The sequence below is a fragment of the Bacteroides gallinarum DSM 18171 = JCM 13658 genome (assembly GCF_000374365.1).
GTDB lineage: Bacteria > Bacteroidota > Bacteroidia > Bacteroidales > Bacteroidaceae > Bacteroides > Bacteroides gallinarum.
This window is the reverse complement of record NZ_KB894128.1, coordinates 1-15,581: the sequence shown is the minus strand read 5'-3', so window position 1 is coordinate 15,581 and position 15,581 is coordinate 1. Positions and strand designations below refer to the sequence as shown.

Sequence of the window (15,581 nt, the reverse complement as noted above, 5' to 3'; positions counted from 1 at the left end):
ATAAAAGGAATGTACATATGAGTGTAGAACCCGATAAATGGGGAGTAATCTATAACCCCAAAGCCGGAACACGCAAGGTGCAAAAGCGGTGGAAAGAAATCAAAGAATATATGGACAGCAAAGGCGTGTCTTATGACTACGTACAGTCCGAAGGATTCGGTTCGGTAGAACGCTTGGCAGGCATTCTCGCTAATAACGGCTATCGCACTATCGTCGTTGTAGGAGGTGACGGTGCACTGAACGATGCAATCAACGGCATTATGCATTCCAACGCAGAAGATAAAGAAAATATCGCTATCGGCATTATCCCCAATGGCATAGGAAACGACTTTGCCAAATATTGGGAAATGAGCTCCGAATACAAAGAAGCGGTAGATTGCATCATAAATAATCGCCGCCGTAAAATCGATGTAGGAACCTGTTATTATTATGACGGCGAGAAACACCTGACCCGTTACTTCCTGAATGCCATTAACATCGGGCTCGGAGCCAGTATCGTAAAAATCACCGACCAATGCAAACGTTTCTGGGGCGTAAAATTCCTGTCATATTTTATGGCATTCATCTCATTGATTTTCGAACGGAAACTATACCGCATGCACCTCAAAATAAACGGAGAACACATACGCGGACGCATTATGACCGTCTGCATAGGTAGTGCATGGGGATATGGACAAGCCCCCAGCGCAGTACCCTACAATGGCTGGCTGGATGTCTCGGTTATCTACCGCCCCGAACTATTACAGCTTTTCTCGGGAATATGGATGCTTATGGAAGGAAGAATCCTCAATCACAAAGTAGTGAAGCCCTACCGTACCCAAAAGATAAAAGTATTACGTGCACAAAACGCCTCCGTCGACCTGGACGGACGTATCCTTGCCCGTCATTTCCCGTTAGACATCGGAGTACTGCATGAGGCGATAACACTGATTATACCGAACTGAAAAATACGGTTTAACCATTCGTTCCCAACGATTCAGAGCCAAAATCTTATAACCAATCACCCATAACCCGCAATCAAAGAATAACCGATAACTCAAAAAGATATGATTGAACTGAAAAATAATCCTGCCGGGAATTTCTTCCTATTAGCAGGTCCTTGCGTCATTGAAGGAGAAGAAATGGCAATGCGCATTGCCGAACGTGTAGTTACCATTACCGACAAACTGCAAATACCCTACGTATTCAAAGGCTCCTACCGTAAAGCCAACCGTTCGCGCCTGGACTCATTTATGGGCATAGGCGATGAAAAAGCATTGAAAATCCTTAAAAAAGTACACGACACATTCGGAGTACCTACCGTAACGGATATCCATGCAGCAGAAGAAGCTACCATGGCAGCCCAATATGTGGACATCCTGCAAATTCCCGCTTTCCTTTGCCGACAAACCGATTTACTGGTAGCTGCCGCCAAAACCGGTAAAATAATCAATATAAAGAAAGGACAGTTCCTCTCTCCGCTCGCCATGCGCTTTGCAGCAGATAAAGTAGTAGAAGCCGGCAATAAGAATGTTATGATTACAGAACGCGGAACAACTTTCGGCTATCAAGACTTGGTAGTGGATTATCGGGGAATACCGGAAATGCAAACTTTCGGTTTTCCTGTTATACTGGACGTTACCCACTCCCTCCAACAACCCAACCAAACCAGTGGCGTTACAGGCGGGATGCCGCAACTGATTGAAACCGTAGCCAAAGCCGGTATCGCCGTAGGCGCAGACGGCCTGTTCATCGAGACACACGAAAATCCGGCTGTAGCCAAAAGCGACGGCGCCAATATGTTGAAATTAGACCTGCTGGAAAATCTTCTAACCAAATTAGTACGCATCCGGGAAGCAATTAAATAAAAAAGTAGCCCCCATGTGATTTATTATCTATTGCTTCGACAGATAAGGAAAAACATTTTAAAATCAAATAATGATGAAACACTTATTACGTAATTTATGGATTGTTGCACTCATCGTATGCTGTAACTTCCAACAGGTATTTGCACAACAACTACCACCCATCCCTATCGACAAAGACGTCCGTATCGGTAAGTTGGATAACGGATTAACCTATTACATCCGTAAAAACAGCCTTCCCGCCAACCGTGCCGACTTCTATATCGCCCAGAAAGTAGGTTCCATACAAGAAGAAGATAACCAGCGCGGTCTTGCCCACTTCCTCGAACACATGTGTTTCAACGGAACGACCCATTTTCCCGGAGATGCCTTGAAACAATACCTGGAACGCATCGGCGTAAAATTCGGTGAAAACCTGAACGCATACACTTCCGTAGACGAAACGGTTTACAACATCTCCAACGTACCGGTCAACACCCCGGGAGCTATCGACTCCTGCCTGTTGATTCTGCACGACTGGAGTAACGACCTGACTCTGGACCCGAAAGAAATCGACAAAGAACGCGGTGTTATCAACGAAGAATGGCGTACCCGCATGAGCGCCATGCAACGTTTTCAAGAAAAGATGCTTCCGGTTATGTTTGCCGGAACCAAATACGCCAACTGCTTCCCTATCGGAACAATGGACGTCGTAATGAACTTCAAACCTCAAACATTAAGAGATTACTATGAGAAATGGTATCGTCCCGACCTGCAAGGCGTAATAGTAGTAGGCGACATCGACGTAGACGCTGTCGAAGCTCAAATCAAAAAAATGTTTGCCGACATACCGGCACAACCCAACGGCGCCAAGCGCGAATACTACCCCGTAAATGACAACAAAGAACCTATCGTACTGATTGCACGCGATAAGGAACAACCATACGTACAAACCTTTATCTTCAACAAACACGAAACCACTCCCAGAGAAGAAAAGAACAACGTAGGTTACCTGATGCAAGACTACGCAGTTACCCTGATTACCAATATGCTGAATGCACGTTTGAACGAACTGGTTCAAGTAGCCAACCCACCCTATATCTACGCAGCGGCATATGACGATAACTTCTTCGTTGCCAAGACAAAAGACGCTTTCACCGGTATAGTCGTCTGCAAAGAAGATAACATTGAAAACGGCATCTCAACCGTTCTCCGTGAGATAGAACGCGCCCGTCAATTCGGTTTCACCGAAACAGAATACACCCGTGCCCGTGCAGAATACCTGCGCCAGTTGGAATCGGCTTTCCAGGAACGCGACAAACGTAAAAATGAAAATTACGTAAAAGAATACGTCCGCCACTTCCTCGATAACGAGCCTATTCCGGGAATCGCCAATGAATATACTATTATCAACCAGATAGCACCCGCCATTCCGGTAAACGCCCTGAATCAGATGATGCAAGAGCTGGTTACAGACAGCAACCAGGTAGTAGCCATTTTCGGTCCTGAAAAAGAAGGCCTGCAACTGCCGAGCGAAGACGCAGTCAAGAAACTTTTGAAAGACGTAAAGGCAGAAAAGCTGACCCCGTATGTAGATAAAGTCTCCAACGAACCTCTGATGAAAGAAGCCCCGAAAGGCGGCAAAATCGTTTCTGAAAAGAAAGACGATATTTTCGGTACTACCATGTTGACACTATCCAACGGAGCCAAGGTTATAATTAAAAAGACCGACTTCAAAGCCGATGAAATCCGTATGAAAGGCGTAAGTATGGGCGGTAGCTCACTCTTCCCCGACTCCGAGATAATCAATATCAACGGGCTGGATGCCGTAGCGGTAGGCGGTTTGGGCAATTTCAGCGCTATCGAACTGGAAAAAGTGTTAGCAGGCAAAAAAGCAGCCGTAAACTACGGCATCGGCGATAAAACAGAAGCAGTGACCGGCAGTTGCTCTCCTAAAGACTTTGAAACGATGATGCAACTCACCTACCTCACTTTCACTTCCCCCAGACGCGACGACGAAGCTTTTGCATCATACAAAAACCGTAGCAAAGCCCAATTGCAGAATATGGACCTGAATCCCAATTCATCTTTCAGCGACTCCGTCACATCCACTCTCTACATGAAACATCCCAGAACCCTGAGAATGAAAGCCGACATGGTGGATAAGATGAATTACGACAAGATACTGTCCATGTATCAAGACCGCTTTAAAGACGCCAGCGACTTCACCTTCATCTTCGTAGGGAACATCGATGTAGAAACAGTAAAACCGCTGATTGAATCCTACCTAGGCTCATTACCCTCTATCAACCGCAAGGAAACATTCAAAGACAACCATATAACAATGCGCAAAGGCATTTACAAAAACGAGTTCATCCGCCAGCAGGAAACTCCGAAAGTAAATAACTTTATCTGTTATAGCGGCACTTGCCAATACAGCCTCCGCAACGACATTCTAATGAGCATGACCGACCAGCTTCTCAACCTGATTTATACAGAGAAAGTGCGTGAAGACGAAGGCGGAACTTACGGTGTATATCCGATAGGACAACTCGTTAAATACCCCACAGAAAGAGCAGTTCTTCAAATCTTCTTCAACACAGCTCCCGAAAAGCAAGACAAACTGATGAAGATTATCTATGCCGAAGCAGAAGCCTTTGCCAAGAACGGTCCCGATGAAGCCAGCCTGAACAAAGTAAAAGAATACATGCTGAAAAAACATAATGAAGACCTGAAAGAAAATGCCTACTGGCTGAACAGCATAGACGAATACCTATATACCGGCGTCAATCCGATAAAAGACTACGAACAAATCATCGACAGCATCACAGCAAAAGAAGTCCAACAATTTGCCGACGAGCTGCTGAAACAGAAAAATCAAATCACTGTTTCAATGATTAGTCCTGAAAAGAAATAAAACAGAGCTTATCCAAAAGGCTGCGTTGTCTGCAAAGCAGCGCAGCCTTTTCATATACATTAACCACCACCTATCCATTATGAACCTCTTTATAGAACTACGCAAACACGGAAAGTTGGCCGCCAAGCGAAATCCGATGTACGAGAAGAATAAGTTCGGAAAATTCTGGATGTACTTCATGGCAGTATTCTGGGCCGGCTATCTGATGTTCTTCGGAACAACCTTCGCTTTTGCTTTCGGTGATGGGGCAACAGAAGCATACCATGTCCTCAATAGCGGACTGATATTCGTCCTTACCATGGATTTCCTGATGCGTTTTCCTTTTCAAAAAACACCCGCCCAAGAAGTAAAACCCTACCTGCTCCTACCGGTAAAGCGTAACCGGCTTATCGATTTTCTATTGATACGCTCCGGGCTGAACGGTTTCAACCTGATATGGTTATTTTTCTTCGTCCCGTTCGCTATCATTACCATTACCAAATTCTACGGCATAACGGGCGTACTGACATACAGCATCGGAATATGGCTGCTGATAGTATTCAACAATTACTGGTTCCTGCTATGCCGTACGCTGATGAACGAACGCATCTGGTGGGTAGCCCTACCGGTATCGATATACGGAGGGATAGCTGCCGGCCTGTTCATACCGGAAGACAGTCCCCTATTCGATTGGTCTATCGACTTAGGAGAAGGATTCATTACCGGAAATCCGCTCACCTTTACCGGAGTTCTCATAGCGATTGTATCGCTATGGTTCATCAATCATAAACTGATGATTAAACTGATTTATAATGAAATCAACAAAGTAGAAGATACCAAGGTAAAACATGTGTCAGAATACAAGTTCTTAGACCGTTACGGAGAAATCGGCGAATACATGCGGTTGGAGCTGAAAATGCTGCTGCGTAATAAAGTCTGCAAAACCGCCTTGCGTACAGTTTTCCTGGTAGTCGTCGCCTTTACCTGCATCCTGAGCTTTACCGAAGCATACGACGGTCAAAGTATGAAAAGCTTCATCATGGTCTATAACTTCGTCATCTTCGGTATCTTATTTCTATCCAGCCTGATGAGTTACGAAGGCAATTACATCGACGGATTGATGAGCCGCAAAGAGTCTATCTACACACTGCTCCGCGCCAAATATATCCTATACAGCATTGCCATACTCATACCCCTAATCCTGATGATACCCGCTATGGCAACCGGAAAATTATCCGTATTGAGCTGTATCGCCTGGGCTATATTCGTGGCCGGCGGCGTTTACTTCTGCCTGTTCCAACTGGCTGTATATAATAACAAAACAGTAGATTTGAATGCCAAAATGACCAACCGGCAAAATATGGGAAGCGGATTACAGAACCTGATTTCCGGAGCAGCATTCGGCGTACCCCTGCTCATAAACTTTGTGCTGACCACCTTCTTCGGCCCCACAGTTACAGCCTGGATATTGATTGCTATCGGTGCAGGATTTATACTGACCTCGCGTTTCTGGCTGAAAAACGTATACCACCGTTTTATGAAACGGCGTTACAAGAACATGGAAGGATTCAGGGACAGCAGGCAATAAGATTTTATAGATTTCAAATTCATGATTTCAGATTTTAGACTTACAGAGATATGATTCGGATAAACAACCTACAAAAACACTTCGGCACAAAGATTGCCGTAAATATCGAAAACTACTTCATCAACCAAGGCGACATGTTAGGCTTGGTAGGCAATAACGGAGCCGGTAAGACAACGCTTTTCCGGTTAATACTGGATTTGTTGCAGGCAGACCGCGGAAACGTTACCATTAACGATATAGACGTATGCAAAAGCGAAGACTGGAAAAACTTCACCGGCGCTTTTATAGACGACGGTTTCCTGATAGACTACCTCACCCCGGAAGAATACTTCTACTTCATCGGCAAAATGTACGGATTGAAAAAAGAAGAAGTAGACGAGCGTATCACCCCTTTCGAACGCTTCATGAACGGCGAAGTCATGGGACAAAAGAAATTCATACGCAATTTCTCCGCCGGTAACAAACAAAAAATAGGCATTATCTCCGCCATGTTGCATCACCCGCAACTATTGATACTGGACGAACCCTTCAACTTCCTCGACCCGAGCTCGCAGTCTATCATCAAACAACTGCTGAAAAAATACAACGAAGAACACAAGGCAACCGTCATCATCTCCAGCCACAACCTCAACCACACGGTAGGCGTATGCCCGCGCATCGCCTTATTGGAACACGGAGTCATTATCCGTGACATACAAAACGAAGACAACTCGGCAGAAAAAGAATTAGAAGCCTATTTCAATGTCAGCGTAGACGAGAATCCGGAAACAGACAATAACACCGACGAAGAAACGACCGTAGAAGAACAAGCATGAAACACTACCTTTTTTATATAATCGTCCTTGCCGGATTAGCATCCGGCCTAAGCTCCTGCCATACCTCCGCCCCGCGCCTCGATTATAAAGCATTGGCACAAGCCTCCGTACGCCTGGGTATGGACATCGGTTTAACAGACAACCACAAACTCTATATCAATGCCGCCCAATGGATAGGCACTCCCTACCGGTCGGGAGGCAACAGCAAACACGGAACAGACTGCTCCGGCCTGGTGTACCAAATCTATAAGAAAACCTACCATATACATTTGTCGCGCAATACGAGCAGCCAATTAAAAGAAAGCAACAAAATATCCCGCCGTAACCTGCGTGAAGGCGATTTGGTATTCTTCACCAGCCGTACCTCCCGCAAAAAAGTAGCCCATGTAGGCATCTACCTAAAAGACGGTAAATTTATCCACGCCAGCACCAGCCGAGGAGTCATTGTAAGCAACCTTAAAGAAAAATACTACACACAACACTGGCTCTGCGGCGGAAGGGTGAAATAGCAAAAAGCAAGAGGATAACAAAGAAGCAAGACACACAACCCAACCCCAAAAACACTATTCCCAACACATCCGTAAAATCCGGCAAACAAATAGAACATAAAATACCGATTTATTCATAACTTTGCCGCAAAAAGGCATAATGAACTACACAACCTACCTCTTCGATTTCGACTACACACTTGCCGATTCCTCACAAGGCATCGTTACCTGCTTTCGCAACGTCCTGAACCGCCACGGATACACCCGCCCCACCGACGACGACATAAAGCGTACTATCGGTAAAACCCTGGAAGATTCCTTCTCCATTCTTTCCGGCGTCACCGATGCCCGCCAACTTGCCGAATTCAAAAAAGAATACGTAAAAGAGGCCGATACGCATATGACCGTCAATACAGTACTCTTTCTCGAAACCAAATCGGTTTTGGTTGCATTGAAAGACTCCGGCGCCCGCATCGGAATTATCTCCACCAAATACCGCTACCGTATCAAAGAACTGCTGAACCAACATTTTCCCGACGACTTCCTGGACATCATCATCGGCGGTGAAGATGTAAAAACCCCTAAACCCTCTCCCGAAGGGCTCCTGCTCGCAATCAAGCAACTGCACACCACCAAAGCCGAAACACTGTATATCGGCGACAGCACGGTAGATGCAGAGACCGCACAAAAAGCAGGGGTCGATTTTGCCGGCATAACGCATGGCATGACAACAGCCGAAGAACTGCAACAGTATCCGCACAAGAAAATAATGAGCAGCCTGGAAGAATTGTTAGAACGGGAGCCATTGCCCTCCGCCTCATCCCCGAAGAAGATAAGCGTACGTCGTATCGTACTTCTGTCAGTCCTTTTTGCTGCACTCGCCCTCCTCTTTTGCCTCCTCACCTTTATATAACGTTCAAGGAAATTCCTTGCTATAATTAAATCGTTCCACCAGGGAGAAAGTTTCGTTCCACCGTGGTGGAACAAAACTTCCCTCACGGTGGAACAAAATATTCCCCACGGTAGAACGAATAAATATCCGCATCTCCACCCCTTAGCGCCGCCTCCGGAACACTCCGGCCTATGGAGAAGAATTTGCTTAAGCATAAAACACCAATTCTCTTAAAAAAGAGAAAGAAAGATTTGCCCGTTCCAAATAAAAGATGTAATTTTGTGCCCGATTATTCCGCACCGGGTTCAATCAAGTGCTTTCTAAGTGATTAGAAACCACCCGACGGAGCTAACTTATACATTATATATAAGAAATGTACGCAATTGTAGAAATCAACGGTCAGCAATTCAAAGCAGAAGCTGGCAAAAAGCTGTTTGTACACCACATGCAAAATGCAGAAGCCGGTGCGACAGTAGAATTTGAAAAAGTTCTTTTGGTAGACAAAGACGGTAACATCACTGTAGGCGCTCCTACGGTAGAAGGCGCAAAAGTAGTTTGCGAAGTTGTTTCCGGTTTGGTAAAAGGCGACAAAGTTCTTGTTTTCCACAAGAAAAGAAGAAAAGGATATCGCAAACTGAACGGTCACCGTCAGCAATTTACAGAGTTAACAATTAAGGAAGTAGTAGCTTAATCAATTAAAAAAGTAAGAAGAAATGGCACATAAAAAAGGTGTCGGTAGTTCTAAGAACGGCCGCGAATCGCAGAGTAAGAGATTAGGCGTTAAGATATTTGGTGGCGAAGCTTGCAAAGCAGGTAACATCATCGTTCGTCAAAGAGGTACTGAATTCCACCCGGGTAACAACATCGGTATGGGTAAAGACCACACTCTTTTCGCTTTGATAGACGGAACTGTACAGTTCAAAGTAGGTAAAGCAGACAGAAGATTCGTTTCTGTCGTTCCTGCTGAAAACGCAGAAGCATAAGTTTCCGACAGAAATAAAGCAAAGGGATGCAATCTTTTCAGATTGCATCCCTTTCTTTTTAAACGTAAAAATAAGCAAGCATCTTTTTTGTATTACTTTCGATTTGCACTATCTTTGCTCTCTCAAACCCGGAATATCATAAAACAAGTATAAGATATGCTTACCATTAAACAAATTACAGACAACACCGACGCGGTAATACGCGGCCTGGAGAAAAAGCACTTCAAGAATGCCAAAGAAACGATTGAACAAGTGCTGGCAACCAACAACAAACGACGCAACACTCAAACCATTTTAGATAAAAACCTGTCGGAAGTCAACACCCTTTCCAAATCTATCGGGCTGTTAATGAAAGAAGGCAAGAAAGACGATGCGGAAACCGCCAAACAACGCGTAGCCGAACTGAAAGAAGCCAACAAAACATTACAGGAAGAAATGGAGCAGGCGGCAACCGACCTACAAAATCTGCTTTATACAATTCCCAATATCCCTTACGACAGCGTACCCGAAGGAGTGAACGCCGACGACAACGTAGTCGAGAAAATGGGCGGCATGGAAACCGAACTTCCCAAAGACGCGCTTCCCCATTGGGAACTGGCAAAGAAATACGACCTGATAGACTTCGACCTGGGTGTTAAGATTACAGGCGCAGGATTCCCGGTCTACAAAGGCAAAGGTGCACAACTCCAACGTGCGCTCATCAACTTCTTTCTGGACGAAGCACGCAAATCGGGCTATACGGAAATAATGCCGCCGACAGTGGTCAACGCCGCTTCCGGCTACGGCACAGGTCAGTTGCCCGACAAAGAAGGCCAGATGTACCACTGCGAAGTAGACGATTTATACCTGATTCCTACTGCCGAAGTTCCCGTAACCAATATCTACCGCGATGTAATCCTCGACGAAAAGCAATTGCCTATCAAGAACTGTGCATACACACAATGTTTCCGCCGCGAAGCCGGTTCTTACGGTAAAGATGTGCGCGGCTTGAACCGCCTGCACGAATTCTCCAAAGTAGAGTTAGTGCGCATCGACAAGCCGGAACATTCTCAAGAATCCCACCAAGAAATGCTGAACCACGTAGAAGGGTTGCTTCAGAAGCTCGAATTGCCTTACCGCATCCTCCGTCTGTGTGGCGGTGACATGAGCTTTACTGCCGCCCTCTGCTTTGACTTCGAAGTATATTCCGAAGCACAGAAACGCTGGCTGGAAGTAAGCTCCGTATCCAATTTCGACACCTATCAGGCCAATCGCTTGAAATGCCGTTACCGCACGGCAGAAAAGAAAACAGAGCTTTGCCATACGTTGAATGGTTCCGCACTGGCTCTACCGCGTATCGTAGCCGCTTTATTGGAAAATAACCAGACCCCGGAAGGTATCCGCATACCGAAAGCCCTGATTCCGTATACAGGATTCGAGATGATTGATTAAGGAAGGAATCACTTCCTTATCTAAAATAATAAAAGGTGCATCAGAATAATAAGGATTTTGTATTCTGATGCACTTTTTTTATAAAAATCTAAGATTGAAGAGCTTAAATGTAAAACAACAAAGATAAAAGTCATGAAAATTAGAACAAAAAGCTATGAGGTTAAAGGCTAAGAATATAAAGCTGAAGGCTGAAAGACAGAGTTAAAGGCTGAAAATGCAGAATCGGAGGCTGAGAGAGAGAACTGAAGACGGAAATGCAAAGTTTAAGACTGAAAACGTAGAACCGAAGGCTGAAACACTGAACTAAAGACCGAAATGCTAAGTTGAAGACTGAAACGCAGAACTGAAGGCTGAAACACAGAGCTGAAGACCGAAATGCAAAGCTAAAGAATGAAACGCAAAACTGAAGGCTGAAACACTGAACTGAAGGCTGAAACACTGAACTGAAGACCAAAATGCAAAGCTAAAGACTGAAACGCAGAACCGAAAGCTGAAACACAGAGTTGAAGACCAAAATGCAAAGTTGAAGACTGAAACGCAGAACTGAAGGCTGAAACACTGAACTAAAGACTAAAATGCAAAGCTAAAGAATGAAACGCAAAACTGAAGGCTGAAAGCCTTATATCTTACAGCCCAGGGTAACACCCTGGGTAATCATCCACCCCTATCCCCTCTTACGCCCTGAAAGGGCAAAACCCCACATCATGTCACAATCCTTAAACAAAATCTACATACACATCATCTTCTCCACCAAAAATCGCGAAGACCTATTACCTGAAAAAAATCTGAATGAAATACACTCTTATATAGGGGGAATCATCAATCAAAACCTATGCAAAAGCATCATCATAGGTGGCACTACCAATCACATACACATTCTCTGTGAATTGACAAGCACAGTTTCTACTGCCATTCTATTACAAGAAATCAAAAGAAGTTCCTCCAAATGGATAAAAGGCAAATATCCCCAATACTCCAACTTTGCATGGCAAAGCGGTTATGCCGCATTTTCAGTCAGCCAATCAAAAGTTGATACCGTCACCAATTACATCCGGAACCAAAAAGAGCATCATACAAAGAAAAACTTTAAAGAAGAATTGGTTGAATTCCTGAAAAGTTACCAAGTTGAATATAAAGAAGAATACCTATGGAGTTAATGCTTATGCCCTTTCAGGGCGCAAATGGGAAATGTATAGTTTCCCCGGGGTGTTACCCCGGGCTATAAGATATAAGGCTTTCAGCCTTACTACCCCAAAATTATTCTTTATCAAAATAACCTTGCTTCAAAAAATTATTCTCTCCCAAAACAATTTTACCCCAAAAGTCATTCCCCTCAAAAAAACAAATTTATTCCAAGAAGTTGCTCTCTCCCTCAAAGCAAATTTACACTAAGAAGCCGCTCCCCTCAAAAACAAATTTGTTCCAAGAAGTTGCTCTCCCCCTCAAAACAAATTTAACCTAAGAAGCCACTACCCTCAAAAACAAAATTGTTTCAAGAAGTTGCTCTCCCCCTCAAAGCAAATTTACACTAAGAAGCCACTCCCCTCAAAAACAAATTTATTTCAAGAAGTTACTCTCCCCCTCAAAACAAATTTAACCTAAAAAGCCGCTCCCCTCAAAAATAAATTTATTCCAAGAAGTTACTTTCTCCCTCAAAGCAAATTTACCCTAAGAAGCTACTCCTCTCAAAAACAACCTTACCCCATAAAGTTATCCCCCCCCCCAAAAAGCCTCCCTCCAAACCCCATTCCCTACCTTCAAAATCGTCTTATCCCCTCCTCCTGCCCTCTTTTTTCCCGATACATTCTTTGTTATTAACAAATAAGCCGTATCTTTGCAAAATCTATCAATCTGAAAGAAATTACGTAATTATACCAACAAAATTATAAGATAATGAATAAAATCATTAGCAAAGAACATTTCTCTGAAAAGGTCTTCAAATTAGTAATCGAAGCACCGTTAATTGCTAAATCACGCAAGGCAGGGCACTTTGTAATAGTACGTGTAGGCGAAAAGGGCGAGCGTATGCCGCTGACTATCGCTTCTGCCGACCCCGTAAAAGGAACTATCACTTTGGTCGTACAAGAAGTGGGACTCTCATCCACCCGCTTGTGCGAATTGAATGAAGGCGATTATATAACCGACGTTGTCGGTCCGCTGGGACAAGCTACCCATATCGAGAATTTCGGAACCGTAGTATGTGCGGGCGGCGGTGTGGGCGTAGCTCCGATGCTTCCTATCGTACAGGCACTGAAAGCTGCCGGCAACCGCGTAATCACGGTACTGGCAGGCCGTACCAAAGAACTGATTATCCTCGAAAAAGAAATGCGGGAAAGCTCCGATGAAGTCATTATCATGACGGACGACGGCTCATACGGTCGCAAAGGCTTGGTTACGGAAGGGGTAGAAGAAGTTATCAAACGCGAGAAAATAAACAAATGCTTCTGTATAGGTCCGGCAATCATGATGAAATTCGTTTGCCTGCTGACAAAGAAATACGAGATACCCACCGATGTATCCCTGAATACAATCATGGTAGACGGAACAGGCATGTGCGGCGCCTGCCGTATCACTATCGGCGGCAAAACCAAATTCGTATGCGTAGACGGCCCCGAATTCGACGGACATCAAGTAGATTTCGATGAAATGCTGAAACGCATGGGCGCATTCAAAAACATCGAACGCGAAGAAATGCATAAACTGGAAACACCGCAAACCTGCCAGGCAACTGGTGAAAACACCCAACAAACAGACGAAAAGAGCCGCAATGCCGCTTGGCGTCAAGAGCTGCGCAAATCCATGAAAGCCAAAGAACGCGCCGCCATTCCACGGGTGGTTATGAACGAGCTGGATGCAGAATACCGCTCGCACAGCCGCAAAGAAGAAGTGAACCGGGGACTGACCGAAGAACAGGCGCTCACAGAAGCCAAACGCTGCCTGGACTGTGCCAATCCGGGTTGTACGGAAGGTTGCCCCGTAGGTATAGACATCCCCCGCTTCATCAAGAATATAGAACGCGGCGAATTCCTGGAAGCTGCCAAGACATTGAAAGAAACCAGTGCACTACCAGCTGTTTGCGGCCGCGTTTGCCCGCAGGAAAAACAATGCGAATCCAAGTGTATCCACCTGAAGATGAACGAAAAGCCGGTAGCTATCGGCTACCTGGAACGCTTTGCCGCAGATTACGAACGCGAAAGCGGACAAATCTCCGTTCCCGAAATCAAAGAGAAAAACGGCATCAAAGTTGCTGTAATCGGTTCGGGTCCTGCCGGGCTGTCTTTTGCCGGAGATATGGCGAAATACGGATACGACGTTACTGTATTCGAGGCGCTGCACGAAATCGGCGGCGTATTGAAATACGGTATTCCCGAATTCCGTTTACCCAACAAAGTGGTGGACGTCGAGATTGAAAACCTCGTCCGAATGGGTGTGAAATTCATCAAAGACTGTATCATCGGCAAGACATTAAGCGTGAAGCAACTGGAAGAAGAAGGCTTCAAAGGCATATTCGTCGCTTCCGGCGCCGGACTGCCGAACTTTATGAACATACCCGGCGAGAACTCTATCAACATCCTCTCTTCCAACGAGTACCTCACACGTGTCAACCTCATGGACGCCGCCAGTGAAGATTCCGATACCCCCGTACCTTTCGGCAAGTGCGTGGCCGTTATCGGCGGCGGCAACACGGCTATGGACTCTGTCCGCACAGCCCGCCGCCTGGGGGCAGAACGCGCCATGATTATCTATCGCCGTTCGGAAGAGGAAATACCTGCCCGTATCGAGGAAGTGAAACACGCCAAAGAAGAAGGAGTAGAATTCCTGACACTCCATAACCCGATAGAGTACATTGCCGACGAACAGGGAAAAGTAAAACAGGTAGTCCTTCAGAAAATGAAGCTGGGTGAACCCGACGCATCCGGACGCCGCAGCCCCGTCCCCATTCCGGGAGCCACCGAAACAATCGACATAGACCTTGCTATCGTCAGCGTAGGCGTATCGCCGAACCCTATCGTTCCCAGCTCTATCGAAGGCTTGGAGTTAGGACGCAAAGGCACGATTGCCGTAAACGACAGCATGCAGTCGTCCATTCCGACAATCTATGCAGGCGGCGACATCGTACGCGGCGGTGCAACCGTAATCCTCGCTATGGGTGACGGCCGGAAAGCTGCCGCTTCCATGAACGAACAACTTAAAAAGAAGTAAACACGAGCAGAAAGGAGTGCATCAGAGTTCACCACACAGAATTACACAGAGCAGCACAGATTAGTACAGATTAGCACAGGCTGAAATTAAATAACCGATTACGGAGATAGAAAATCGGTACTAATCTGTATAGTCTGCGGTGAATTCCGGCACACCTTCTTTCCGACTGCAAAGGGACATTCAGTAAATAGGGACATTCAGTAAATAATATAAAATCAGCCAACTAATTCATACACAAAATATTGCGAATTAGCTGGCTTTTTTGTATCTTTAGGTATTCCCCCGCAAATAAGGTTTGAAGGCCAAAACGGGGGAAATTCCCCGACTAAGATATGGCTAAGATACAAAATATTTCCGAAATTCACCCAACTTTGGGCTTCACAGAATTTGATGTTCTGGAAAAATACCGCAAAAGTTTTAATGAGAGTGAGCTTGGCAGGCTTCACTCAGTGTTCCCGTTTG

At 45.3% G+C, this 15,581-nt stretch carries 11 protein-coding genes and 1 pseudogene; all 12 read left to right on the top strand.

Annotated features, from left to right (window positions below):
- The first annotated feature begins 17 nt into the window (after positions 1–17).
- The 12 genes and pseudogenes from C233_RS0109435 to C233_RS0109370 all read left to right on the top strand — a co-directional run bounded on the left by C233_RS0109435 (position 18) and on the right by C233_RS0109370 (position 15,119).
- Positions 18–944: a diacylglycerol/lipid kinase family protein gene (locus tag C233_RS0109435; protein ID WP_018667354.1), complete on the top strand. Its 927-nt coding sequence runs from the start codon at positions 18–20 to the stop codon at positions 942–944.
- A gap of 102 nt (positions 945–1,046) precedes the next feature.
- Positions 1,047–1,847, top strand: coding sequence for a 3-deoxy-8-phosphooctulonate synthase (kdsA, locus tag C233_RS0109430; protein WP_018667353.1), 801 nt, complete (start codon positions 1,047–1,049; stop codon positions 1,845–1,847).
- Positions 1,848–1,920: 73 nt separating this feature from the next.
- Positions 1,921–4,740: a M16 family metallopeptidase gene (locus C233_RS0109425; RefSeq protein WP_026314807.1), complete on the top strand. Its 2,820-nt coding sequence runs from the start codon at positions 1,921–1,923 to the stop codon at positions 4,738–4,740.
- Between the two features lie 79 nt (positions 4,741–4,819).
- Positions 4,820–6,307, top strand: a complete 1,488-nt coding sequence (locus C233_RS0109420) for a DUF5687 family protein (RefSeq protein ID WP_025068709.1) — start codon at positions 4,820–4,822, stop codon at positions 6,305–6,307.
- Positions 6,308–6,357: 50 nt separating this feature from the next.
- On the top strand, positions 6,358–7,122 hold the full coding sequence (locus C233_RS0109415; RefSeq protein ID WP_018667350.1) for an ABC transporter ATP-binding protein: 765 nt from the start codon (positions 6,358–6,360) through the stop codon (positions 7,120–7,122).
- A complete protein-coding gene (locus tag C233_RS0109410; RefSeq protein ID WP_018667349.1) occupies positions 7,119–7,631 on the top strand; it encodes a C40 family peptidase in 513 nt (170 codons plus the stop codon). The genes C233_RS0109415 and C233_RS0109410 overlap by 4 nt, the downstream gene beginning before the upstream one ends.
- A 139-nt stretch (positions 7,632–7,770) precedes the next feature.
- A pseudogene (locus tag C233_RS0109405) lies at positions 7,771–8,481 on the top strand (HAD family hydrolase); the annotation flags it as partial.
- A gap of 394 nt (positions 8,482–8,875) precedes the next feature.
- Positions 8,876–9,193: a 50S ribosomal protein L21 gene (gene rplU, locus C233_RS0109400; RefSeq protein ID WP_009122535.1), complete on the top strand. Its 318-nt coding sequence runs from the start codon at positions 8,876–8,878 to the stop codon at positions 9,191–9,193.
- 22 nt (positions 9,194–9,215) lie between these two features.
- A complete protein-coding gene (gene rpmA / locus C233_RS0109395; protein ID WP_018667347.1) occupies positions 9,216–9,485 on the top strand; it encodes a 50S ribosomal protein L27 in 270 nt (89 codons plus the stop codon).
- 156 nt (positions 9,486–9,641) lie between these two features.
- Complete coding sequence (gene serS, locus C233_RS0109390) at positions 9,642–10,916, top strand: serine--tRNA ligase (RefSeq protein WP_018667346.1); 1,275 nt, start codon at positions 9,642–9,644, stop codon at positions 10,914–10,916.
- Between the two features lie 704 nt (positions 10,917–11,620).
- Entirely contained in the window at positions 11,621–12,073 is a 453-nt protein-coding gene (gene tnpA, locus C233_RS0109380; RefSeq protein WP_018667345.1) for an IS200/IS605 family transposase, read from the top strand.
- A 736-nt stretch (positions 12,074–12,809) separates the two neighbouring features.
- A complete protein-coding gene (locus tag C233_RS0109370; RefSeq protein WP_018667344.1) occupies positions 12,810–15,119 on the top strand; it encodes a bifunctional dihydroorotate dehydrogenase B NAD binding subunit/NADPH-dependent glutamate synthase in 2,310 nt (769 codons plus the stop codon).
- Positions 15,120–15,581: the final 462 nt, after the last annotated feature.